Annotated in this window: 18 protein-coding genes and 2 pseudogenes; 12 read left to right on the top strand and 8 right to left on the bottom strand. The window is 53.9% G+C overall.

Features of this window, described 5'->3' with window-relative positions:
* Positions 1 to 174: pseudogene (locus ACMHXI_RS12435) on the top strand (alpha-amylase family glycosyl hydrolase); the annotation flags it as partial.
* Positions 175 to 520: 346 nt separating this feature from the next.
* Here the strand turns inward: ACMHXI_RS12435 and ACMHXI_RS12430 are convergent.
* The 3 genes and pseudogenes from ACMHXI_RS12430 to hutI form a co-directional block, all read right to left on the bottom strand.
* Positions 521 to 2569, bottom strand: a complete 2049-nt coding sequence (locus ACMHXI_RS12430; RefSeq protein ID WP_109248582.1) for a UvrD-helicase domain-containing protein — start codon at positions 2567 to 2569, stop codon at positions 521 to 523.
* 61 nt (positions 2570 to 2630) lie between these two features.
* Positions 2631 to 2729: pseudogene (locus ACMHXI_RS12425) on the bottom strand (integrase core domain-containing protein); the annotation flags it as partial.
* A gap of 13 nt (positions 2730 to 2742) precedes the next feature.
* Entirely contained in the window at positions 2743 to 3969 is a 1227-nt protein-coding gene (hutI, locus tag ACMHXI_RS12420) for an imidazolonepropionase (protein ID WP_145839843.1), read from the bottom strand.
* Between the two features lie 146 nt (positions 3970 to 4115).
* Here hutI and hutC point away from each other — a divergent pair, with 146 nt between their 5' ends.
* Genes hutC through hutH form a run of 3 tightly spaced genes read left to right on the top strand, consistent with a single transcriptional unit; the run spans position 4116 to position 8097 of the window.
* Positions 4116 to 4838, top strand: coding sequence for a histidine utilization repressor (gene hutC / locus ACMHXI_RS12415; protein WP_107111050.1), 723 nt, complete (start codon positions 4116 to 4118; stop codon positions 4836 to 4838).
* Between the two features lie 47 nt (positions 4839 to 4885).
* The gene (hutU, locus tag ACMHXI_RS12410; protein WP_413735071.1) at positions 4886 to 6556 is read left to right on the top strand and encodes a urocanate hydratase; all 1671 of its coding nucleotides are present in this window, start codon (positions 4886 to 4888) and stop codon (positions 6554 to 6556) included.
* Positions 6556 to 8097: a histidine ammonia-lyase gene (hutH, locus tag ACMHXI_RS12405; RefSeq protein WP_413735069.1), complete on the top strand. Its 1542-nt coding sequence runs from the start codon at positions 6556 to 6558 to the stop codon at positions 8095 to 8097. The genes hutU and hutH overlap by 1 nt, the downstream gene beginning before the upstream one ends.
* 124 nt (positions 8098 to 8221) lie before the next feature.
* Here the strand turns inward: hutH and ACMHXI_RS12400 are convergent, their stop codons facing one another.
* Positions 8222 to 8905 carry a DUF3157 family protein gene (locus ACMHXI_RS12400; protein ID WP_045283904.1) on the bottom strand — a complete coding sequence of 228 codons (684 nt, stop codon included), beginning with the start codon at positions 8903 to 8905 and terminating at the stop codon, positions 8222 to 8224.
* A gap of 511 nt (positions 8906 to 9416) precedes the next feature.
* Here ACMHXI_RS12400 and ACMHXI_RS12395 point away from each other — a divergent pair.
* Together ACMHXI_RS12395 and ACMHXI_RS12390 are read left to right on the top strand one after the other, a co-directional pair.
* Positions 9417 to 9851, top strand: a complete 435-nt coding sequence (locus ACMHXI_RS12395) for a hypothetical protein (protein WP_054745069.1) — start codon at positions 9417 to 9419, stop codon at positions 9849 to 9851.
* Positions 9852 to 9980: 129 nt separating this feature from the next.
* On the top strand, positions 9981 to 11261 hold the full coding sequence (locus ACMHXI_RS12390) for a mechanosensitive ion channel family protein (protein ID WP_025889546.1): 1281 nt from the start codon (positions 9981 to 9983) through the stop codon (positions 11259 to 11261).
* Between the two features lie 30 nt (positions 11262 to 11291).
* Here the strand turns inward: ACMHXI_RS12390 and ACMHXI_RS12385 are convergent, their stop codons facing one another.
* Both ACMHXI_RS12385 and ACMHXI_RS12380 read right to left on the bottom strand, forming a co-directional pair.
* Entirely contained in the window at positions 11292 to 11912 is a 621-nt protein-coding gene (locus ACMHXI_RS12385) for a LysE family translocator (protein WP_044733408.1), read from the bottom strand.
* A gap of 64 nt (positions 11913 to 11976) precedes the next feature.
* Entirely contained in the window at positions 11977 to 12534 is a 558-nt protein-coding gene (locus ACMHXI_RS12380) for a lysophospholipid acyltransferase family protein (RefSeq protein WP_025889547.1), read from the bottom strand.
* Between the two features lie 443 nt (positions 12535 to 12977).
* On the opposite strand from ACMHXI_RS12380, the gene ACMHXI_RS12375 reads away from it, so the two are divergent.
* Together ACMHXI_RS12375 and ACMHXI_RS12370 are read left to right on the top strand one after the other, a co-directional pair.
* Positions 12978 to 13403, top strand: coding sequence for a YybH family protein (locus tag ACMHXI_RS12375; protein WP_109248577.1), 426 nt, complete (start codon positions 12978 to 12980; stop codon positions 13401 to 13403).
* Between the two features lie 62 nt (positions 13404 to 13465).
* Positions 13466 to 14035: a DUF3365 domain-containing protein gene (locus ACMHXI_RS12370; RefSeq protein WP_208135207.1), complete on the top strand. Its 570-nt coding sequence runs from the start codon at positions 13466 to 13468 to the stop codon at positions 14033 to 14035.
* On the opposite strand, the gene ACMHXI_RS12365 is transcribed toward ACMHXI_RS12370, so the two are convergent.
* Entirely contained in the window at positions 13998 to 14777 is a 780-nt protein-coding gene (locus ACMHXI_RS12365) for an NRDE family protein (RefSeq protein ID WP_107353014.1), read from the bottom strand. The two genes, ACMHXI_RS12370 and ACMHXI_RS12365, sit on opposite strands and share 38 nt — an antisense overlap.
* A gap of 78 nt (positions 14778 to 14855) precedes the next feature.
* Entirely contained in the window at positions 14856 to 16505 is a 1650-nt protein-coding gene (locus tag ACMHXI_RS12360; RefSeq protein WP_144165295.1) for a metal transporter, read from the bottom strand.
* A gap of 186 nt (positions 16506 to 16691) precedes the next feature.
* On the opposite strand from ACMHXI_RS12360, the gene ACMHXI_RS12355 reads away from it, so the two are divergent.
* The 4 genes from ACMHXI_RS12355 (at position 16692) to ACMHXI_RS12340 (ending at position 22644) form a co-directional block, all read left to right on the top strand.
* Complete coding sequence (locus ACMHXI_RS12355) at positions 16692 to 17279, top strand: YhgN family NAAT transporter (RefSeq protein ID WP_028780556.1); 588 nt, start codon at positions 16692 to 16694, stop codon at positions 17277 to 17279.
* Positions 17280 to 17311: 32 nt separating this feature from the next.
* On the top strand, positions 17312 to 19441 hold the full coding sequence (locus ACMHXI_RS12350; protein WP_413735064.1) for an MGH1-like glycoside hydrolase domain-containing protein: 2130 nt from the start codon (positions 17312 to 17314) through the stop codon (positions 19439 to 19441).
* Between the two features lie 99 nt (positions 19442 to 19540).
* On the top strand, positions 19541 to 19828 hold the full coding sequence (locus ACMHXI_RS12345; RefSeq protein WP_096142432.1) for a hypothetical protein: 288 nt from the start codon (positions 19541 to 19543) through the stop codon (positions 19826 to 19828).
* Positions 19825 to 22644, top strand: coding sequence for an immune inhibitor A domain-containing protein (locus ACMHXI_RS12340; RefSeq protein WP_413735062.1), 2820 nt, complete (start codon positions 19825 to 19827; stop codon positions 22642 to 22644). The genes ACMHXI_RS12345 and ACMHXI_RS12340 overlap by 4 nt, the downstream gene beginning before the upstream one ends.
* Positions 22645 to 22694 lie beyond the last annotated feature (50 nt).

Below are 22694 nucleotides of genomic sequence, written 5' to 3'. Positions count from 1 at the left end.
CTACTGCTTGAGCTTGGTATCAGTGACGATGCCTGGATAACTTCCGCCAAGGAGTTTCGCCGTCAGTACAGTGGCATGAGTGGCCGATGGGATGCAATGTGTGCCATGAAGGCCAAATATGGCGGTAAATGGTGCCGGGGTAAGCAACAAAGCCAAGCAATACATCCCCATTAACCTTAACCCCTTGGTGATTTTGCATAAGCAGGCTTAAGCCTGCCGTTGGCCTGCCTGGCAATCGTAGTTTTTGTATGAAGCATGCAGATTACTCGCCTCAGAGAGCCTACTTCCCCAAATACGTCGTTATTTATCAGAGACTGCCGCCCTGCAACGTGCTTCCTTGCGGCTCAGAAAGTGTTTTGGATGTCCTGTATGTTTTGTTGCAGCTCGTAAAGTGTTTAGGATGTCCTGTATGTTTGGTATGTTTGTAAAGTGTTTAGGATGTCCTGTATGTTTGTCTAAATTATCTCTGTTAATCAAACATGCAATATTTTGGCTATACCTTGTTTTATTTGTTTTAAATTCATTTGTTAATTAAACCATGTTGGCACAGCAGCAATATGTATGGGTCTATAGTTTTTCCCGCACCTGTGAAAAACGTCAAATCAAATTTGGCTCGACTCAACATAATATAAATTGTGTTAGCGCTAGTGGATTCAGTCAGAGGGGCAAGAACCACTGGGAACTCTCGCCCAGCGATTTCCCAGATATTTACAAATAAAATATCGCTTGCATACTCCAAGTTCTCATCATTGCATATGGTGAAATTTTCCCCTTGTAGTAGCGTTTTGAATCGCTGAAGGCTCGACGAATTCTCATAAAAAATAACTAAAGGAAATGAACTGGAAAACGTCTCCTTAATGTAATCAATTCGGGCCTTTACCAAGTGAACAAAGTCTTCTTCCGCTGATATAAGTCTTAAGCTTGGCTTATTAAAGCCAATTTGATCCTCGAAATAATCTGACTTTATATCTTCAATGCCTCGCCCAAGTATAAGCTGACGATAATTATAACTGACGTTCCCTAGTTCATAGGTTTGTCTGAAGTTATGCCTAAGTTGATAAATATTCAGGTTATCGTTTTTAGTAAAAGTATTTTCAATTGCAAGGTTGTCCCACAAACCAATACCATCAGGGTTTTCAGTTTGAGACTCATCTCCAGCCAAAATACTGTTTTGCGTGCAAAGCCTTATTAACTCAATATCAACTGATGAAACATCCTGAGCTTCATCAACAATAATTGTGTGGAATGGATAATTTCCGAAAAGATTTTTATTGAAGTAAAGTCTTAATATTTCCGCTTCATTTCGATCTCTTGTGGTTTTTACAACAGCTTTAACGAATACCTCTTTGATACTCTCAAGTTCCTTGACTAAAGACTGTTCTGCCAAATGAATCTGCTCATCGAAACGTAACTTAAATTTTTCTATAACTTCCTGATGCCTGTTTTTATATTTACTAAGTTGCTCTCGAATATTAGCCTCGTCACCTAATGACAAAGCGGATTCATTACTTGTTGCATTAAAACCAATTCTTTTGCCCAACCTTCTTAACAAGGACTTTTCGTTTTTCTTAATTATGGCTCTGGTAAGTTTTTCTTTTTCAATAGCTGTATTTTTTCTAAGCTCAGCCTGCTTGTCAGCAATACTTTTTGAATTAACTTTTTTACTTTCTCTTACTTCTTCGGCTTTTTCTAGAAAACTCTTAGCAGCAGAAATAAAGGATGTGTCATTTTTCGTAACCTCACACATTTGATCCCAATAGTTTTGGTTAAGTTGATAACCTAAAGCAAAAAGAGTTTTCGTATCAAAAACGAAATTGAGAATGTCGGAAGCGTTAACAGCTAATTTATTAAGAAAAGATAATTCATCAACGCCCACGCTTGGTGTATTTGAATAGTTTCTTGCGATAAAATCACCAACTGGCAATATAGAAATATCGAAAATATCAATTGCAGCTAATAACTCTTTGAATCGAGGCACCACTTTAGAGTTTTTCACAATCACTTGTATTCTTGTAGGATTTATCTTTTCTTGAACCTCTAGTAACTTGATTTTTTGTAGTACAGTAGTTGATTTACCAGTACCCGCAGGCCCATCTATAATGTAGTCGCCATCGCCATAAATAGCTTTACCTTGCGCTCCTGTTGGTATTATTTCCTTCATTTTCATGAAGTTTTCAGCGTCAACCTTTTCGGAGCTTTCTTCTTCAATATTCTTGCCCTCTAGCTCTGCGAGCGCACTTTTAAAGTATGCTTTACCCTCACCAGAGACATACTTAACATCTCTTAAATCGTCTTTCAAGGGAGTGAAACTACCTATTACACTTGCAATACCCAACGCTGGGCTTTCTTGTCCTAGTTCAAAACCAAGAAACGCTTTTGCTCTAGCATCTGACCAAGAAAAAAGTCTATAGTTCCCAAAATGATTCTTGCCCGTATTAGGTATACCACTTTCATAGAAAAATGATTTGGTTAGATAAATACTGGTTTCATCAAATTTTATTTTATGAAATACAGGCGTATCACTTTTTTGTGAAAAGGTTTCAAAATCTACGGCTAATTCTTTTTTCATTTACAACACCTTGTGACCTTTCCCCGAGATTAGTACCAATCTCTTGATGAGATTTTCCAGCTTATGCTGCTTGCTTGGCATACGCAACAGGCGGCATATAGTTCAGTGAACTATGAGGGCGAACATGGTTGTAGTGTTCACGCCATAGCTCGATTTCGTATCACTGGCCAAACTTATTGATGAATAAGTTTGCCCCCTTTGATGACATCCACCAATGGATTCACGCCGTAGCTGTAGGCGAGTTCCGCTGGGGTTGAGATCCGCCACAGGCAGAAGTCGGCATCCATTCCCTGGCGCAGCATGCCTATGTGCTGTTCGCGGCCCAGAGCGCGGGCGGCGTTGCGGGTGACACCGGCCAAGGCCTCTTCCGGCGTCAGGCGGAACAGGGTGCAGCCCAGGTTGAGCATCAACAGGGTTGAGCAGATGGGAGAAGTCCCCGGGTTGAAGTCGCTGGCCAGCACCATGGGCACCTGATATTGGCGCAGCAAGGCTATCGGTGGCAGCTGGGTTTCCCGCAGGAAGTAAAAGGCGCCGGGCAACAAGGTGGCGCAGGTGCCGCTCTCGGCCAGAGCCTTGACCCCGGCTTCATCCAGATATTCGATATGATCCACAGACTTGGCCCCCAGACGAGCGGCCAGTATTGAGCCGCCCATGTTGGAGAGCTGCTCGGCGTGCAACTTGATATCCAGCCCTTTGGCCTTGGCGGCGCTGAGAATGGCTTCTGTCTGCTGCAGGTCGAAGGCGATATTTTCACAAAACACATCCACGGCATCGGCGAGATCTTCCGCCAATATCTGAGGCAGCATCTCCTCGATTACCAGTTGCACATATTCCTGCTCCCGGCCTTGATATTCTGGTGGGAAGGCGTGGGCGCCCAGGAAGGTGGTGACCACATCCACATGGTGGTGTTTGCCCAGCTCGCGGGCGACCCTGAGCAACTTGAGTTCGGTGGCGGTTTCCAGCCCGTAGCCCGATTTTATCTCCACCGTAGTAACCCCTTCTTTGGCCAGGGCGTTGAGGCGGCGGCGAGCCTCGTCGAACAGTTCGGCCTCGCTGGCCTCACGGCAGGCCTTAACCGTGCTGATAATGCCGCCACCGGCACGGGCGATTTCTTCATAGCTGGCGCCCTTGAGACGCAGCTCGAACTCGTTGGCGCGGTTACCGGCAAACACCAGATGGGTATGGGCATCTATCAACCCGGGGGTCAGCCAGCCGCCTTTGCCCTTGTAAACCGGAGTTGCCAGCACGTCGAAGGCAGGCAGTTCGCTGCGCTTGCCAATCCAGGCTATTTTGCCATCTTTTACTGCCAGGGCCGCGTCGGTGATGGCGCCATAAGCCTCTGATACAGAGGGGTCCATAGTGGCAATATTGATATCTATCCAAACCTGATCCCAGGACATGCTTGCTCCTTGTTGTTTGCCTTAAAGCCGGCCGCGGTGGCGGCAACTGCCGTGATTTTGTGAGCTAACTTGTATTTACTTGTATATACAAGCTAGGATTATAGCCGAGTTTTTCAGCAGATTGAAACCAACACAGAGTCGATTCGATGAGCACAGCCAAGTTCGCCCGCATTAAACAGTACATCTCAGACCGCATTGAGTCAGGCGAATGGGTGGAGCACTCCAGGGTGCCTTCCGAAAACCAACTGGCGGAGCTGTTTGAGTGCAGCCGGATGACGGCCAGACGGGCATTGACCGAGCTGGTGGACAACGGCGTGCTGGAGCGCAGTCAGGGGCTGGGTACCTTTGTGGCCGAGTTCAAGTCGCAGTCATCCATGTTGTCTATCCGTAATATCGCCGATGAGATCAAGGCCCGCGGCCATGGTTACAGCGTGCAGGTGTTGGAGCTGACCGCCATAGAGGCCCTGGCGCCTATCGCCATCGCCCTGGGGTTGGAGACCGGCAGCCGGGTGTTTTACTCGGTGCTGGTGCATTGTGAAGAGGGGTTGCCGCTACAGCTCGAAGAGCGCTTCGTGAATCCCCAGTTAATCCCCGACTATCTGCAGCAGGATTTCAATTTGCAGACCCCTCATGAATATCTGTCGCAGGTGGCGCCTTTGACCGAAGCACGCCACACCATAGAGGCGATAGTCGCCAATGAACAGATACGCGCCCGTTTGACGATTCCCGCCAGCGAGCCCTGTTTACAGATACTGCGCCGCACCTGGTCACGCCAGGGCGTGGTGAGTTTTGCCCGGCTGATCCATCCCGGCAGCCGCTTCCGTCTCGGAGGGCATTTGACCTTCAGAGGCGAACATAAACCTAAATAAAAACAACAAAATAAACCACAAGACAAGCAACAGAGGAATGGAAGTTTATGGATAAGAGACATGATCCGGCGCGCAAAATCATTGCGCCGACCGGCACCACTCTGAACTGTAAGAGCTGGCAGACCGAAGCGCCGCTCAGAATGCTGATGAACAACCTGCATCCGGATGTGGCCGAGCGCCCCGAGGATCTGGTGGTTTACGGCGGCATAGGCCGCGCCGCCCGCGATTGGCAGTGTTTCGACAAAATCGTCGAGGTGCTCAAGCGTCTGGAAGAGGATGAAACCTTGCTGGTGCAATCCGGCAAGCCGGTGGGAGTATTCAAGACCCATAGCGATGCCCCCAGGGTGCTGATCGCCAACTCCAACCTGGTACCCCACTGGGCCAACTGGGAACACTTCAACGAGTTGGACAAGCAAGGGTTGGCTATGTACGGCCAGATGACCGCCGGCTCCTGGATCTACATAGGCACCCAAGGCATAGTCCAGGGCACCTACGAAACCTTTGTGGCCGTGGCCAAGCAGCATTTCGATGGTGAAGCCAAGGGCCGCTGGATCCTGACCGGTGGCCTGGGCGGTATGGGCGGTGCCCAGCCTCTGGCCGGTACCATGGCCGGTTTCTCTGTGCTGGCCTGTGAAGTGGACGAGACCCGTATCGATTTTCGTCTGCGTACCCGTTATCTGGACAAGAAGGCCCATAGCCTGGACGAGGCACTGGCGATGCTGGAAGCCGCCAAGGCCGAGGGCAAGCCGGTTTCCGTCGGTTTGCTGGGCAATGTCGCCGATATCTTCAGTGAGCTGGTTGAGCGCGGCATTACTCCGGATGTAGTGACAGACCAAACTTCGGCGCACGATCCGCTGAATGGCTATCTGCCTCAGGGGTGGACGCTGGAGCAGGCCAAGGAGATGCGCCTCAAAGACGAGGCCGCTGTGGTCAAGGCCGCCAAGGCTTCCATGGCGGTGCAGGTTCAGGCCATGTTGGCGCTACAAAGCCGCGGCGCCGCGACCTTGGACTATGGCAATAACATCCGCCAGATGGCGTTTGACGAAGGCGTGGCCAACGCCTTCGATTTCCCCGGTTTTGTTCCCGCCTATATCAGACCGCTGTTCTGTGAAGGCATTGGCCCGTTCCGCTGGGCGGCGCTCAGTGGTGACCCTGAGGATATCTACAAGACAGATCAGAAGGTGAAAGAGCTGATCCCGGACGACCCACACCTGCACAACTGGCTGGATATGGCTCGTGAACGTATCGCCTTCCAGGGGCTGCCGGCCCGTATTTGCTGGGTTGGCCTCAAAGATCGCGCCCGTCTGGCGCTGGCCTTCAACGAAATGGTGAAAAACGGCGAGCTGTCGGCGCCTGTGGTCATAGGTCGAGATCATCTGGATTCTGGCTCTGTGGCCAGTCCCAACCGGGAAACCGAATCCATGCTCGACGGCTCGGATGCCGTCTCCGACTGGCCGCTGCTTAATGCGCTGCTCAATACTGCCGGTGGCGCCACCTGGGTGTCGCTGCACCATGGTGGGGGTGTCGGCATGGGCTTCAGTCAGCACTCTGGGGTTGTGATCCTCTGTGACGGCAGCGACGCTGCCGCCAAGCGGGTATCCCGGGTATTGTGGAACGATCCGGCCACGGGCGTGATGCGTCACGCCGATGCCGGCTATGAGATTGCCAAGCACTGTGCCAAAGAGCAGGGCCTGGATCTGCCTATGTTGGAGGACTGATGATGACCACTCAAATCACTCTGACACCGGGAAGCCTGACACTGTCTGAACTGCGCAGCATCAGCCGCGCGCCAACCCGGCTGCAATTGCATCCGGAATCGCTGGCAGCTATCAACAGCAGCGCCGCCGTGGTGCAAAAAGTCTTGGATGAGGGCCGAACGGTTTACGGCATCAACACCGGCTTTGGCCTGTTGGCCAACACCAAGATTGCCCCGGCGGACCTGGAACTGCTGCAGCGCTCTATCGTGTTGTCCCACGCCGCCGGTACCGGCCAATTGATGCGGGATGAAACCGTGCGGCTGATGATGGTGTTGAAGATCAACTCACTGTCCCGCGGTTTTTCCGGGATCCGTCTCGAGGTGATCAACTTCCTGATCGCCCTGGTCAATGCCGGTGTCTACCCTTGCGTACCCGAGAAGGGCTCAGTGGGCGCCTCGGGCGACTTGGCGCCGCTGTCGCACATGTGTCTGCCGATCATAGGCGAGGGCGAAGTGCGTTATCAGGGGCGCATCATGCCCGCCATCGAGGGCTTGAGTATCGCCGGTCTGAAACCGATTGAATTGGCTGCCAAAGAGGGCCTGGCCCTGCTCAACGGCACCCAGGCATCGACGGCGCTGGCGCTGGAAGGTTTGTTCCACGCCGAGGATCTGTTTGCCGCTGGCTCTGTGGTCGGCGCCATGAGTGTCGAGGCGGCCATGGGCAGTCGCAGCCCGTTCGACCCGAGAATTCATGCGGTGCGCGGTCAAAAGGGCCAGATAGACTCGGCGGCAGTATTCCGTCATCTGCTGGGGAGCGGCTCTGAGATTGCCGAGTCACACGCCAATTGTGAAAAGGTGCAGGACCCTTACTCCCTGCGCTGTCAGCCACAGGTGATGGGCGCTTGCCTGACGCAGATCCGTCAGGCGGCCGAAGTGCTGGAAATTGAAGCCAACGGCGTGACAGATAACCCGCTGGTGTTTGAAGATACCGGCGAGATCATCTCAGGCGGTAACTTCCATGCCGAACCCGTGGCCATGGCGGCGGATAATCTGGCGCTGGCCATTGCCGAGCTGGGGGCCATCAGTGAGCGCCGTATTGCGCTGCTGATCGATTCCAATCTTTCCAAGCTGCCGCCATTCTTGGTGGAAAACGGTGGAGTTAACTCGGGCTTTATGATTGCCCAGGTGACAGCTGCGGCGCTGGCCAGTGAAAACAAGACCTTTGCTCATCCGGCCTCTGTCGACAGCTTGCCGACCTCGGCCAACCAGGAAGATCATGTTTCCATGGCGACCTTTGCCGCCCGCAGGCTCAGGGATATGGCGGAAAACACCCGCGGAGTGCTGGCAGTGGAACTGCTGGCCGCGGCCCAAGGGCTGGATTTCCGGGCACCGCTGCAGCCAAGCCCGGCGGTAGCCAAGGCCAAGGCTGAACTGCGCGAGCGGGTTACCTTCTATGACAAGGACAGGTACTTCGGTCCGGACATCACCAAGGCCACTGAGCTGCTGGCGAGTGGGCGCTATAACGCCTATCTGCCAAAGGAACTGCTGCCAAGCAGTCTCTGAGCCGGGAAGCGCCGAAAGGGCCAGCAGGCCCTTTGGCATCTGACGGTAAAAGAGTCCGTATAAGAAACACAAAGAGCGCCATTTGGCGCTCTTTGTTTATTGAAAAAAGACAATATACCCGGCGCTACCAGGTATCCAATTCTGTGATCTTCAGATTCAGCAGCTGCTTCTGCCACTGGTTTTTATCTACTCCTTCAACCCAGATCACCGAGGATTGCCGCTGCTGGCCCTTGCGCAGATAGGTTTCCGGCATACGTTTGATGGCACGCCAGACCTGCAGCTCCTCTTCTTTCATCTTGCGGCCCTGATCGTTATAGAAGCTGGCACTGATCAGGACTTCGACCATATCTTCACTGCTGTTGCTGTCAAGCTCGAAGGTCAGGCCCAGTTTGTCGCCTTGCCACTGCACTTGCTGCAGTGAAACGCTGATCCCTTCTCTGGCTGTCTTGCCGAGCAGTCCGGGAGTGGTCATGGCGCTCTGGGTCAGTTGCTCGACCACGGCGGTTTTGCTTGGATCTGGTTTGGCGGCCATTTCCACTGCTGCCGCTGTGGCGGCTGTGGTATGGGCAGCCGTATTCGGCATCTCGGCAACCACTTCTTCAGTGGTCGTTTCGGGTTCGGCGGCGCTGATCACCGCCTCCGTGAGCACATACTCCCAGGTGAAGTCATCTTTGAGTATGACTCTGGCGCCGTTTTCAAGAGTGACTTCGGCCACCTGGGCCGGCTCGGCGATGGCAAAGCTTGAGCTCAGTATCAGTGCCAGGGCGCTGACGGCAAAGCTGGGTTTGAAAAGATTTTGTTTCGACATGAAAAAATTCGCTTGGCTGAATCCTGCGTCAACAATAACCGGGCTAACCTGGGCTGGCAATGACGAAAAACACAAACTTGGTTGCTTGGCATACAGTAAGCTGGGACTGTATGTTCGAGTGCCTGTGCTTGGGGAAGGTGCGAACAAGCCCCATGTGTGCTCTGCGTTGGCTTACCGGCTTGGATACAAGGCGTGGTTCGCAGCAAATGACCTAGTCCTTAGCAATAAGGTGAGGTTGTTGCCCGCTAATGTGTCAGCCTTGACTGCAAAGAGTGTCAGAATTGTCTTGCCGGCGACTTTGGCTCTGGGTATGCCTGAAGGGTAAGGGCATTATGATCTCTTATACTTTGGCTGCGGTAGAGAGTCCTATGACACATCCACCCGGCTTTGTGGCGAATTAAACCATTCAATGAAACAATCGCCAAGTTTGTAACTCTTTGGTCAGCGTTTACTTACAGCATACCCCCCTATATGATCCCGCTCTTAGTCTATTTGATAGTTTGGAGAGGGTATGCCGTCGAATACCAAGGCCTGGTTGTCGAAGGCTCTGCAATTTGGCGGGGGATGCTTTTACCTGTTGCTGGCCTCATGGAGTCTATTCCATGTGGCAGGTTGGGTGGGCACGCTACCTGACCATAGCGAGCACTGTCAGGAATCGATACTGCTGAGTAGTTGGTCGCCGGATAAAGATTGGCAGGCCGACATCAGTTTTTCCAACTGCAGCCTGCACGGGCACGGACATTGGCAGAGCCATCTGGACTTGACTGATCTTGAGTCGGGTGAGCATTTTCCGAGTTTGCTGGTGGTATCCGGTCGCCACGATGAGCTGAAGCTCGACTGGCACAATCACAGAGAGTTATTGATTTCCGGGCTTCCCATAGATCACCTGGAGCACTTCCAGCAGCCATTGGGTGCCGAAGTGGTGCTCGCCTTAAAAGGTGATTGAGCGCACGTTTTCCTGTGCGGACGGGATCGACTGTTCAGCCAAAGTTAACACCTGTATGTTACTCTGCAACCTGACTCAGGTTTGAGTCGGGATGAGTGATTTTTCTCTGAGAGGTTAATTTTGGATAACTTGGACAAAGACTTGAGATTCGAACTGTCACACTGGTTATCGCAGCTGGGTATCGATAGCCAGCCAGCCGACGGTTTGTCCACTTCGCTCATGGTGCTTGCCTGCCTGTTGTTGGCGGGACTGGCTTATTTCATTGTTCGTCGCGGTGTGGTGCGGGCGATGAACCTGGTGATTCAACGTTCCAAGGTCACCTGGGACGACATCTTTATGCGCCACAGAGTGTTGGAAAAGCTGGCCATGCTGGTGCCGGCCCTCGTGCTCAACCTGCTGATCCCCATAGCACTGACAGACCATAAACTGCTGGCCAGTCTGGTCGACAGGCTGCTGAGTGTCTGGCTGGTCGTCTTGCTGATCCGCGCTGCCTATTCGGCATTGGATGCGGTAAACGAGGTGGCGGATGTTAAGCTGATTAGCCGTCGTCTACCGGTGAAGAGCTTTGTGCAGTTGATAAAGCTGTTCCTGTTCTTCGTTGCCATCATTATTTCCATCTCTGTGCTCGCCAACCAGTCTCCTGTCTACTTCCTCAGCGGCTTGGGTGTCGCCACAGGTTTGGTGATGTTGGTGTTCAAGGACACCATTCTGGGGTTTGTTGCCGGTATTCAGCTGGCGGCTAACCGCATGGTCAGCACCGGCGACTGGATCCAGATGGATAAATACGGCGCCGATGGCGCGGTGGAAGAGGTGTCGCTGACAACGGTCAAGGTTCGCAACTGGGACAAGACCATCACAATGATCCCGGCCTATGCGCTGGTATCAGACGCCTTCCGTAACTGGCGTGGTATGTCTGAGTCCGGCGGCCGCCGAATCAAGCGCTCGGTCAACATAGATATCAACAGCATACGTTTCCTGACCGAAGAGGACAGGAAGAAGCTGGAGAAGATTAACCTGTTGAAAGAGTACCTGCCGAAGAAGATCCATGAGATCACTGAATGTAATGCCAAGGTGTCGGATATCGAAATGCCGGTCAATGGCCGCAGGCTGACCAATGTGGGAACCTTCAGAGCCTATCTGCTGGAGTATCTCAAGCACCACGACAAGGTGCATAAGGAGATGACCCTGATGGTGCGGCAGTTGGCACCCACCACCGAAGGTCTGCCGATCGAACTGTATATCTTCACCAATGATACCCGCTGGGCATATTATGAAGATATTCAGTCAGATATCTTCGATCATATCTTTGCCATCTTGCCACAATTCGATCTGCGTGCTTTCCAGGGCCCAACCGGCAATGATATTCGCAGCTTAAAAGATAATGGAGCCGGTGCAAATAAACCCACTTAGGCTTATTTACACCTTCCCTAAAGCCCTTCCTTAATCTTTAACGGCCAATACAGTGGCGAGGGTGACAAACACCCCGCCACTGACGCGATCCAACCAATGCAGCCGTTGGCTGCGCTTAAGCCATGAGGCCAGCACACTGGCCATAGAGGCGTAAATCATCACAAAGCTGAAGTCTACCAAGGCCCAGGTGGAAGCCAATACTGCCAACTGAGGTCCCTGGGGTGCGCTTACATCGATAAACTGTGGAAACAGGGCGGCGAAAAACAGCAGATCCTTGGGATTGCTGATCCCCACCAGAAACGCCTGCCTAAACAGACTGAGAGGATGGCCGTGTCCCTTGGGGCCAACACTTTGCTCGGCCGCATGGGGCTTGGTGAGCAGCAGTTTAATCCCCAGATACATAAGGTAAGCGGCACCGCACCATTTGAGCAGGGTAAAGCCGTATTCGCTGGCATGCAGCAGGGCGCTCAGTCCGGCGATGGAAGCCAACATCAACAGCAAGGCCGCACTGACACTCCCCAAGGCCGTGGCCAGACTGCGGCGTTTACCAAAATGGATCCCGTGAGAGATAGATAACATGGCGATCGGGCCAGGGGAGATGGCTATCAGTAAGATCGCAAACAGGTACAGCAGGAAGGTCTGGTGATCCATAATTTTGTATACAAAGTTTCCGGGTAAGCGTCACTATAGTCCGGTGACGCCTGCCGGACAAGACTCACTTGTCCGCTGAATAGTCCGGAATTGTTTTGGGGAAGCGGCCGCGAATACCGCGGTAGAAGGCGATAAGCTGATCCATGTCTTGCTGCATGTCCGCACTCGGTATCAAAGGCTGATTTATCACTACCGCCTTCTGGCTGAAGTCCAACCCCACGGCCACAATCGGTACCCCTGCCTTGGAGGCGATATGGTAGAAGCCTGTCTTCCAACGTTTCACCGGGCTGCGGGTGCCTTCCGGGGCCAGCGCCAGCTTGAAGTTGGGATCCTGACGATACAACTCGCTGACCGCATCGACCAGATTGTTGTTTTTGCGTCTGTCTACCGGGCTGCCGCCTATGGCTCTGAAAAACCAGCCCCAGGGAGGAATGAAGAGTTGATGCTTGCCGAGAAAGTGGATCTTGGCCGCCAGAGCCCCACGGGCGAGCACACCGAGAATAAAATCCCAGTTACTGGTGTGAGGGGCCACTATCACCAGATATTGCGGGGAGTCGGGCAGTTGTCCGCGAATTTGCCAGCCGAACAGAGAAAGCAGCCATTGGCAGATTTTTTTAAACATAGAGAGATGCCAAACCTTGGGTTGATTAAAGGTATAGTCCAAAAGTGGTCAGGGAGACGTCAGTCCTGTGCTTGGCGAAGACTTTCATTGACTTAACATAAACCTTCACTTAAGCAGTGGCCGAGGGAAAACATGATTTCAGCATTATCCCGTTTGTGCAAGCCTGGGTTCTTCTTCCTGAACACAGCCTGGCCGTCCACATCATACCAAGACAATGATTTACCCAGATCTGTCCCTATCGTACAAGGTAAGATGCGAACGAATCTCATATGTGCTCTGCGTCGGCTTACAGGACTGGATGCAAGGCATGGTTCGTAGCAAATGGCCCTGGTCCTTTGCAAGAAGCACTTCCCAAACAGATAGGTTAGTATCATACATAGAAGCCCAGTGATTGTGGCGACACAGTTTCCGGGTCTTGTTCAGGGAGGTGCAAAGGAGGGAGTATGAAAAAATTAATCTTTGGGCTCCTGTCTGTACTGCTGCTTGCGATCGCCCCGGCCAAAGCGGTACCGACAGATGAAATTACCGAGTTGCTTAATCGTCAGCAACAAGCCTGGAATCAAGGCGACATCAATGCCTATATGTTGGGCTACTGGCACGATCCCAAGCTGAGATTTGTCTCCAAAGGCGAGTTCAGATATGGCTGGGACAAGATGCTGGCCGCCTATCAGCGCAGCTATCCGGATCGCGCGACTATGGGCCAGCTCAAGCTGGAGCTCAAGGATGTGCAGATGTTGAGTAACTATTCCGCCTTGGTGGCCGGTCGTTGGGTACTGCTAAGGCAAAAGGACAGCCCATCCGGGGTCTTTACCCTGTTGCTGGAGAAGAAAGACGACCACTGGGTAATCACTCACGATCACTCATCATGACTTGCATAGGGAATTAGATTTATCTAATATCTATCCATTAAAAAAATCTAATGGAGTGCCCTATGTTGAAACCTACACTTATCGCCTTGCTGGCTTTCGCCGTGGTGAATCAAGCCATCGCCGAGCCGGCAACGGCAGAATTTAAAACCGAGGCAGCCTCGCTGGCCAAGCGCTTTGCCCAAACACTCAAGCCGCAACTGCAGCAAGCTCTGGCCGAAGGTGGCCCGGTGGCAGCCATCGAGGTTTGTTCCCATAAGGCGCCGGAAATTGCCCGCCAGCTCTCGGCCGAGAGTGGTTGGCAGGTGAAACGTGTCAGTCTGAAACCCCGTAATCCGGCGGCCGAGCCGGAGGCTTGGCAGCGACAGGTTTTGCTGTCATTTGATACGCGGGCCGCAGCCGGTGAAGACCCGCAGACTCTGAGCCAGGTTGCCCAGACAGAGTCACAGCTGCGTTTTATGAAGGCCCAGGGCGTAGCACCGCTTTGCCTCACCTGTCATGGCAGCCAATTGGCGCCCGAGGTCAAAACTGCATTGGATGAGCACTACCCGAATGACAGCGCCAGAGGTTATCAGCCGGGGCAGATCCGCGGCGCTATCAGCATAGTGGCTCCGCGTTTGTCAGCGCAAAACTGAACTGCTCCAACCCCAATTGCCGCCCCTTGCCATCATACCTGGCTTCGTAAAAGTTCAGCTGACCCTCGCGGGAGAGGAATATCAGGCTGGTGGCCCGGGTGCCGTATTCCGGGTGGCGAATATAGATGGACGACAGACGCCGCTCCCATTCCAGGCTGACACCTGTGGTTGGCAGGCTGGTGTCCGGCGCCGGGGTCTCATCACGCATTATTGCCAGCAGCTTATCTATATCCGGCTTGGCCGATTGGCTTATCAATCGCTCCAACGCCTGCTCGCCGCGGGCCATCTTGGGCCAGATATCATCCAAGGCACCATTGCTGATGGCGTGAAAGCCCCTGTTCAAGCGGCGCAATGACTTATCCGGGCTGTGATAACACCAAAAGTGCTTGCCCTGGCCGAAAACCAGATTGAAAGGATTATAGTTGTCGCTGTGCTCGCTGAGCCATTGCGGCTCTATTGGCGTTTGGCTATCGAGCGCCTTGAGTACCAACTCCCCGCGGCTGCGCATACCATCCGGCTGAGTGATCGGCTGACGGATATTGGTGAGGCCGGCCACCGTTCCCAGGCGATTACAGCCAAGCCAGGTACCCCCGGCCTGCAGATCCTTACCCGCCAGCAGTTGCTGCTGTGGTGGCCAAAAGTGTGCCGGGGCCGTGGGCCTGTGATGAAACTCATCGCGATTGGCGCAGAGGATCAGCGGATAATCCGGGTGCTGATCCAACGCCAGAAACAGAATGCACATGGGCTGTCCTTATGCCTGGTCTAAATGCGGGCTTATCCCACAAGTTAGCCAACAAAGGCGCCAATTGACAGGGTTAAATCAGTGAGAGCCTTTGTCTTGATGCTCATGGCCATTCTGGTGAGCATGGCTGTGTGAGTCATGGCTGCTCGAACCGTGGCTATGTGAACCATGACTATGTGAACCATGGTTGTGGCCTGAGTCATTGTGTTGTCCCGAGCCATGATCATGGCTGTGGCCTTTGGCCAGCCACATCCCCCGTAAAAACTTGCGTGGCCCCTGACGCAGCAAGCTGCTGGAGTAGAGCAGACACAGCAGCGTCAGCGCCGGGTAGCTTATCTCTTTCGGCAGATCGCCCAGCTCACGCCACTGTGGTTGCCACCAGGCAATGCCGCTAAGCAAAATGAGTAACAGCAACAACATACCGAGCCGTTGGCTCCAGCTCATCAACTTGAGTTGTGACAGGTTAAGCACAGGTGCGGCTATCAGGGTCAATGCTACCGCCAAGGGGCTCCAGCCGCTGTAGGCCAGCGACATCGCCAACACGGCGGCGCCCAGATTACAAAAACGCAGCGGCAGAAACAGCAAGGCCAGCACCAGCACTTGCGCCACCGGATGCGACAGCGGCACTGACGGATGGCCTATCAGATTGGCGAGGATCAGACTGAGCAAGATCCAGGGCGCGCTTCTATCCACCAGATGGGTGAAACCGAAATGCCAGGCCGACTGCGGCACCTTGGCGTGGGGATCGGTCAATTCGACGTGGGCACGGCTCAAAAACAGTCCCAACGCGACAAGAGCGAGTGCTTGCAGCAGGGCAAACTGCCAGCCCAGCAGTACCAAGGTCAGCAACAAGGCTTCGGGGCCGGCGAGACGCTGCAGCCAGCGCCCCGGTAGCGAGGCTTGAGTAGGTGACAGCCCCGCGGCAAAACGTATGCTGGCCAGGGCGTAGGCCGCCAGTAATACCGGGGCCAGTAACAACAGCCAGTGCAGCAGTTGATCTGTGCTGTGGTCATGATGAGCGTGTTGGTGGCCGCCGGAATCCATCATCAGCAGCAATGCCAGCAGGCCTATCCCCAGCAGGCTGCCTATGCCGGCATGGTATTCATATTTGCTGCTTGGGGTCTGCTGCCCATGGCCATGGGGCTGATGCAACACCACATGCAAAATAGAACCTGTGACAAAGGCTTGCAGGTAAACGGTATTATCCAGGCTGAGATGGCTGAGCAGCTGCTCACCGGCGAAGTAGCCCACAGAAGTCAGCGCCATCATGGCCAACAAAACCAGGCTGGCCCAACGAGTGCCGACCTGGGGTTTGAGTAACCACCAAATCGCCAGGCCCACAGGCAGCCTGTGCATGATTACCCCAAGTGCCAACAGGCTGGAGTTGCCTTCCTGTTGTGCCAGCACCATGGCGCCACCATCTGTGATGGTGTGCAGCAACAAGCCGCCGATCCCCAGCGTGAGGGTCAGGTTATGGGTGATCTCTGAATAGCGATGAAACAACTTCTCGCTGGCACTCGGGCCCCAAAGGCCAAGGATTACGAAGATGATCGCCAGTATGCCGCCGTGTTCCAGCAGTTCCGGCAGGATATGGATCAGTACCAGGCCGCCGAGGGAAACAAAAATAAAGCCGTCCAGACCCTTCTGCAAACCGCTTCCTGAAGAGAAGTAGCGATAAAACAGTGGACCCAGGAGCAGGGCGATACAACTGGCGACGAGATAGAGCATGAATTTCACGGCTGAAGTTTAGAGAACGCCATAGTATACCAGCAGCTGCGCAAATGAGCAGTGCCGTTACCTGGAATTTACCTTGAAGGATTTTCCACCCGAGACCAAGGATAAAAGTCCACTGCCGGTGACCAAAAAGTTATACAATAGTCGACTCTATGTTGTTTTGTTGGTGAATGGATATTTATGGATACTCTGTCGGCTGCCGTAATGCTGTTTCTCATTATGGATCCCTTGGGCAACTTGCCTATCTTTGCCTCTATATTGCGTCATATAGAGCCCAAGAAACGCCGCCGAGTGCTGATCAGAGAGCTGATTTTTGCCTTGTTGATCATGCTGTTGTTTCTTTACGCCGGTGAAGCCATCCTGAGTTTCCTCAATCTCAAGTCAGAATCGGTCAGTATTGCCGGTGGCATTATCCTGTTCCTGATAGCCATCAGGATGATCTTCCCTCAACCAGGTGGGGTGGTGGGCCTGGCCGCCGGTGAAGAGCCTTTCATTGTGCCTATGGCGATTCCCTTGATGGCGGGCCCTTCGATTCTGGCGGCGCTGATACTGCTGGCCCATACGGATAGCAGCCGTATGACGGACTGGACCATAGCCTTGGTAGCGGCTTGGGGCGCCAGTGTGGTTATCCTGATGTTCTATAAGCTATTTACCCGGGTGTTGGGTGACAAGGGGCTCACGGCGGTCGAGCGCTTGATGGGCATGGTGCTGGTGATGATTTCGGTGCAGATGTTCCTCGATGGCGTCTCCCGATATTTGAATCCCTGAGTTGTTAACCGTTTTGTTGAGTCGAGGTAGAAGTGCTTAGTTGTGCCCTGATCTGTGCTTTGAGTCTGGCCGCCGGAGATTATGACAATCTCTTGCCCTATCAAGGCACGCCGCAACAAGCACAGGAGCGGGATGTCGCCGGGAATCTGAAGATCCCCGCTGTCTACATGGATATGGGCGCCTGGCATGGGTATCACCTGCCGGATGATCCTGCATTTTATGGCAGCTTCACCGGCCCCTTGATCATCGCTCAGGAATACAGCCTGCATCTGGCGCCCAGCTTGCAGCACCTCAGTGTATTGGAGTTGAGCACAGGGCAGGCTAAGAGTTTTGCCGAAGCGGAGAGACGCCTGTTCAGTCGCCCGGATGGCCTGTATCAGGAATATCGCTGGAAAGATCTCAGCCTCAGCACCAGGCTCTATTTTGCCGATGAGCGCAGCTCACTGATTGAGACTGTGCTGGAAAATACTGGCTCCCAAGCCGGTCAGTGGCAATTGCAGTGGCAGGGAGAGCCCTTCGACAAGGCGGTAGGCAAGCCCTGGATTGCCGGCAGACAATTTGCGACCAATCAACTGGAGTGGCAGTTTCGGCCACTGAGAAAAACCTGGTCGCTGCTGCTCGATGATGCCAAATTCCGCATAAGCTTCCGAGAACCCACCTTCCTGGAAGAGCGGGGGGCTCGGGGGTACCGAGCCAGTTCTGAAGTGCTGAACCTGGCACCCTCTGAGCGACGCAGTTTTCTCAGTGCCCAGCAATATTTTCACACCGCAGCTGAGGCAAAGCCGCTGCAGTGGCCTAAGTTGTTGCAGAGCGCCGAGCGCAACCATAGTCGCTGGGGTTGGCGTCTGGCCAAGTTAGCCGATGGCGACTTGGGACAAAAGCGCATGGCGGCCAGGGCCATCAGCACCCTGGCACATAACTGGCGCAGCCCGGCCGGGGCCCTGCGTCACCACGGGGTAACGCCTTCGGTCACCTATCAATGGTTCAATGGTCTCTGGGCCTGGGATAGCTGGAAACAGGCGGTGGCCTTGGCGCGAGTCGAGCCCTGGCTTGCCAAATCCAATGTGCGGGCGATGTTTGACTATCAATTTGATGAGCAGGATCCCGTCAGGCCCCAGGATGCCGGCAGCATGCCGGATGCGGTGTTTTACAACCAAGATGCGGCCCGCGGCGGTGACGGCGGCAACTGGAATGAGCGGAATGGCAAACCGCCGCTGGCGGCCTGGGCCGTATGGGAGATTTACCTTCAGGACGGTGACAAGGCATTTGTCGCCGAGCTTTACCCAAGACTGATGGCCCTGCATGCCTGGTGGTATCGCAACCGGGATCATGACGGCAATGGCCTGGCGGAATATGGTGCCAATCTGCATCCGTTGCACGGTGAGCCCGGGGCGCTTAATCGTGATGCCATCATTCAGGCGGCAGCCTGGGAGTCCGGGATGGACAATGCGCCTAGATTCGATGCCGATAACAGCCTGCAGGTACTGGAAAACCGCGACGCCAAGGGGCGTTTGCTCGGCTACTCACTCAATCAGGAGAGTGTCGATCTCAATGCATTTCTCTATGCCGATAAGCAGTATCTGGCGCAAATGGCCAGTCTGCTGGGGCGGGAAGCCGAAGCAATGCAACTGCGGCAACAGGCCCAGCGACTGGGACAAGCGATTCGGCAGACGTTTTACGACCCTGCCAGCGGTTTCTTCTACGATGTACGCTTCGATGCCGAGGGCAAGCGGCGATTGCTCAGCGACAATAAGGGCACTGAAGGTTGGATCCCGCTGTGGGCCAGTGTCGCTTCGCCTGAGCAGGCCGAAGCGCTGGTAAAGCGGCAACTTAGGCCAGAAAGCTTCGGCACCCAGGTGCCGTTTCCGACCGTGAGCCGCGACAGCCCAGAGTTTGCCCCCGACAGATACTGGCGCGGGCCGGTATGGCTGGATCAGGCCTTCTTTGCCATCAAGGGGTTGCAGCATTACGGTTACCGGCAACAGGCAAGTGCAATGTCGCGGCGTTTGCTGGCGGCCACTGCCGCCGATAGCCGGGATCTGCCGATACGGGAAAATTACCATCCGCTCAGTGGAGAAGGACTGCATTGCACCAACTTCAGCTGGTCAGCTTCGGTCTTGTTGTTGCTTTATAGTGAAGGTTTGTTGTCTGAGGCTGAATAATCCCTGAATGAGGCGAATTGGTCGCGACTTTCTGCTGTGCAATCTCATGTGCTGCTGTTAATCTTCTGTACTATCTCTGTTAACGATAAGGTGCGACCGGTGCGACTGCCATCAACTCTTGCTATCTGTTTGTTTCTGGGTGCCTGTCAGGCCGGGGACGGCACGGGAACCGACGTCGTTCAGGAAGGAAACCGAGAGGTTAAACCTTTGTTGCCCTGTGGCAGTGGGGCACCTGTAGTAAATCGGGCTAAAATTAAAGCCAGTCTGATAGAGCGCAACATCATCACTCCGCAAATGAGTGAGCAAGAGGCCGAAGCCAAGGTCTCTGAGTATATCCAGCAGCGCAATCAGAAGTTTGAAAAGTGTATTAAGGAGCCCAAGTCATGAGTTTGAAGTCGTTACTGGCCCTGGCCTTGGGGGCATCTTGCCTATTTGGGGCAACGAATGTTTTAGCCGCTACGGCTCCGGCGGATCCTGGAGTGATTAATAAAGAGCAGATCCTCTATTGGCTGGTGAAACGCGGTGAACTCGATGCCGAGGCCTCTGAAGAGGAACGGCAGCAGGCGCTGGCGGCTTATACGGCCAAATCTACCGGTGCAGGCAGCAAGGCCGCACAAGTGCTCAAGGCCAGAGAACAGCAACTGCTGCAACAGGCACGAAGTAATAGCCTGCGTCAAAGCAAGTTAATGCGGGCACAGTCGCGGGTGGCCGATACCGATGTAACCAAGCGGGTCAAGGTGTTGGCCGTGCTGGTGGATTTTCCCGACTTGCCCTATAACAACAATCGCCTGAGTCCAGGCGATACCGAGATGTATTACGCCAACTACTCGGTAGCCCATTACCGTGGTCTGTTGTTTTCCGATGCAGGTTTCCCTGGGCCCCAGGGGCAAACACTGCCCTCAGCCTATCAGTACTATCAAGCGGTTTCCGGCCAGAGCTTTTTCTTCAACGGTGATGTGAAAGGTTGGTTCAGAGCCAGCCAGAATGCCGCCTACTATGGTGCCAACGACCCGAATAACAACAATGACGACAAGGCTGCCACCGAATTGGTGGAAGAGGCGGTCGCGGCTGCAGTTGCTACCATGAGCGCCGCTGAGCTGGCGCAGTATGATATTGAAGATCCTTATGATATCGACGGCGACGGCAACCTGGATGAACCCGATGGGATTTTGGATCATGTGATGATCTTCCATTCCAGCATAGGTGAAGAGGCCGGTGGCGGCGTGCTCGGTGATGATGCCATCTGGTCACACAGATTCTTTGTTCCCTCGGCGCCAGGTCAATATGGCCAGGCTATCCCGGGCAGCAATATGCGTCTGTTCGGTTACACCATTCAGCCGCTGGATGCCGGAACCGGCGTCTGTACCCATGAGTTTGGTCACGACCTCGGTTTACCGGATGAGTATGACACCAGTACCGAAGCCAGCGATGGCTCGCCTGTGGGCCTCTGGTCTCTGATGTCCGGCGGCAGCTGGGCAGGTTCTCCGAGAGGTTCGCAGCCAAGTGGTTTCAGCCCCTATGCCCGTTCATTCCTGCAGGACAGATACAAGGGCCGCTGGGTCAACGAACAATCCCTGGATTATCAGGCGCTGGATAGCAACGGTACTCAAGCGACGCTGGAGCATGCCAATAGCAGTGGCGTAAACCAGTTGGCCATCAAGCTGCCGTCTGATTCCATCGCCTTCACCCCTGCCTATCAGGGGCAATACCAGTACTATTCGAATCAGGGCGATCAGCTCAACAATGCATTGTCGTTCGAGTTGCAACTACCCATGAGTACCAGTTTGACGCTGAAGATGAAGGCCCATTGGCAGATAGAGCAGGACTACGACTATGTGCAGCTGCTGGTGGATGGGGTGCCATTGGCGGGAAGCCATACCAAGAGCAGCAACAGCATCAACAATGCCGCCAATATTATCAGTGGTGACTCGGCGGCCTTGTCCGGTGGTGAGGGGGAACAGGGCTGGCAGGAGATAAGCTTTGATCTCAGCGCCTATGCCGGTATGAGCAAGCAGATAAGCCTGGTGTATCGTACCGATGAGGCGGTCGGTGGCTATGGCTTTGCTGTCGACGATATACGTCTCGAGAGTGACGGCAGTCTGGTCTACAGCGATGATGCCGAGACGGCTCTGGAGACTGTGGTGCTTTCCGGTTTTGTTCGCACCGACGATACTCGCCCAGGCGCGCCGCGGCGTTATCTGCTGCAACTGCGCAACTATCAGGGCGTTGATGCCGGACTGCAGCAGGATAGCTATGAGCCGGGGCTCTTGGTTTGGTATGAAAACTTGGCCTACAGCGATAACAAGGTGGCCGAGCATCCTGGATACGGCCTCATTGGGGTGGTAGATGCGGATCAAAACCTGATAGGTAACCGGGACTCTGAGGTGCAGGTCCGTGATGCCAGTTTCAGTCTCTATCCACAGTCGGCTTTCTTCGGTGATACCCATCTTGGTAACAATAGTCTGTTTGATGACAGCGATGACTATAGTGCACCACTCAAGCCACAGGCTGGCCTGGTGCTGCCCAAGCTGGGTCTTATGGTGCAGCTGCTGACCCAGGAGCAAGACAGCAGCCAGGCGCAGGTGTTGGTGAGTAAACGCGGCGACAGCAACGGCACAGAACTCAGCGCCAGCATTTCGGCCCAGCAGGAAGGTGGCGATGTCAGTTTCAGCGCCAATCTCAGTGGCGGTACTGCACCTTACACTTATCAGTGGGACTTTGGTGTCGGCGGCGTTGGCAGTACCCAAGCGACGCCTCAATACAGCTACAGTGAGTCCGGCATCTACACAGTCACACTGACGGTGACAGACGCCAATAACCGGCAGACCGTGACCAGCTTGCAACTGACTGTCGGCATTCCTCTGTCGGCGCTGTTCGATATCAGTGGTACAGGTTTAACCGTGCAGTTCAATAACCTCAGCCGCGGTGGCAGCGGAGAACTCAGTTATCAATGGGACTTTGGTGATGGCCAGAGCAGCACAGTTGCTTCTCCCTCGCATACCTACAGTGCGGCGGGCAGTTACAGTGTGCGCTTGGTTGTGACTGACTCACAGAATAATCAGAGCAGTAATAGTCGCACCTTGGTGGTCTCCAACCCGGTTGTGCCCAATACTACACAAAGCAGTTCCGGCGGTAGTGGTGGCAGTCTCGGTGGCCTGAGCCTATTGGGGCTGGCACTGATCGCCTGGCGGCGCAGGCGTTGACAGAATAAGGGACGCCTTGGCGTCCCTTATGTTTTGGGGAGTTCAGCAAA

Source organism: Shewanella sp. BJSY2023SW005 (genome assembly GCF_047314585.1).
GTDB classification, from domain to species: domain Bacteria; phylum Pseudomonadota; class Gammaproteobacteria; order Enterobacterales; family Shewanellaceae; genus Shewanella; species Shewanella algae.
The sequence above is the reverse complement of the archived record's forward strand: the minus strand, read 5'-3'. Positions and strand labels throughout refer to the sequence as shown.

Excerpts from the sequence above, each read along its gene's own strand:
- ACMHXI_RS12380 (WP_025889547.1), bottom strand. The coding sequence starts at position 12,534 with ATGTTTAAAAAAATCTGCCAATGGCTGCTTTCTCTGTTCGGCTGGCAA.
- ACMHXI_RS12340 (WP_413735062.1), top strand. The coding sequence starts at position 19,825 with ATGAGTTTGAAGTCGTTACTGGCCCTGGCCTTGGGGGCATCTTGCCTA.
- ACMHXI_RS12360 (WP_144165295.1), bottom strand. The coding sequence starts at position 16,505 with ATGCTCTATCTCGTCGCCAGTTGTATCGCCCTGCTCCTGGGTCCACTG.
- ACMHXI_RS12375 (WP_109248577.1), top strand. The coding sequence starts at position 12,978 with ATGAAAAAATTAATCTTTGGGCTCCTGTCTGTACTGCTGCTTGCGATC.
- ACMHXI_RS12355 (WP_028780556.1), top strand. The coding sequence starts at position 16,692 with ATGGATACTCTGTCGGCTGCCGTAATGCTGTTTCTCATTATGGATCCC.
- ACMHXI_RS12385 (WP_044733408.1), bottom strand. The coding sequence starts at position 11,912 with ATGGATCACCAGACCTTCCTGCTGTACCTGTTTGCGATCTTACTGATA.
- ACMHXI_RS12365 (WP_107353014.1), bottom strand. The coding sequence starts at position 14,777 with ATGTGCATTCTGTTTCTGGCGTTGGATCAGCACCCGGATTATCCGCTG.
- hutC (WP_107111050.1), top strand. The coding sequence starts at position 4,116 with ATGAGCACAGCCAAGTTCGCCCGCATTAAACAGTACATCTCAGACCGC.
- hutI (WP_145839843.1), bottom strand. The coding sequence starts at position 3,969 with ATGTCCTGGGATCAGGTTTGGATAGATATCAATATTGCCACTATGGAC.
- hutH (WP_413735069.1), top strand. The coding sequence starts at position 6,556 with ATGATGACCACTCAAATCACTCTGACACCGGGAAGCCTGACACTGTCT.
- ACMHXI_RS12400 (WP_045283904.1), bottom strand. The coding sequence starts at position 8,905 with ATGTCGAAACAAAATCTTTTCAAACCCAGCTTTGCCGTCAGCGCCCTG.
- hutU (WP_413735071.1), top strand. The coding sequence starts at position 4,886 with ATGGATAAGAGACATGATCCGGCGCGCAAAATCATTGCGCCGACCGGC.
- ACMHXI_RS12370 (WP_208135207.1), top strand. The coding sequence starts at position 13,466 with ATGTTGAAACCTACACTTATCGCCTTGCTGGCTTTCGCCGTGGTGAAT.
- ACMHXI_RS12430 (WP_109248582.1), bottom strand. The coding sequence starts at position 2,569 with ATGAAAAAAGAATTAGCCGTAGATTTTGAAACCTTTTCACAAAAAAGT.
- ACMHXI_RS12395 (WP_054745069.1), top strand. The coding sequence starts at position 9,417 with ATGCCGTCGAATACCAAGGCCTGGTTGTCGAAGGCTCTGCAATTTGGC.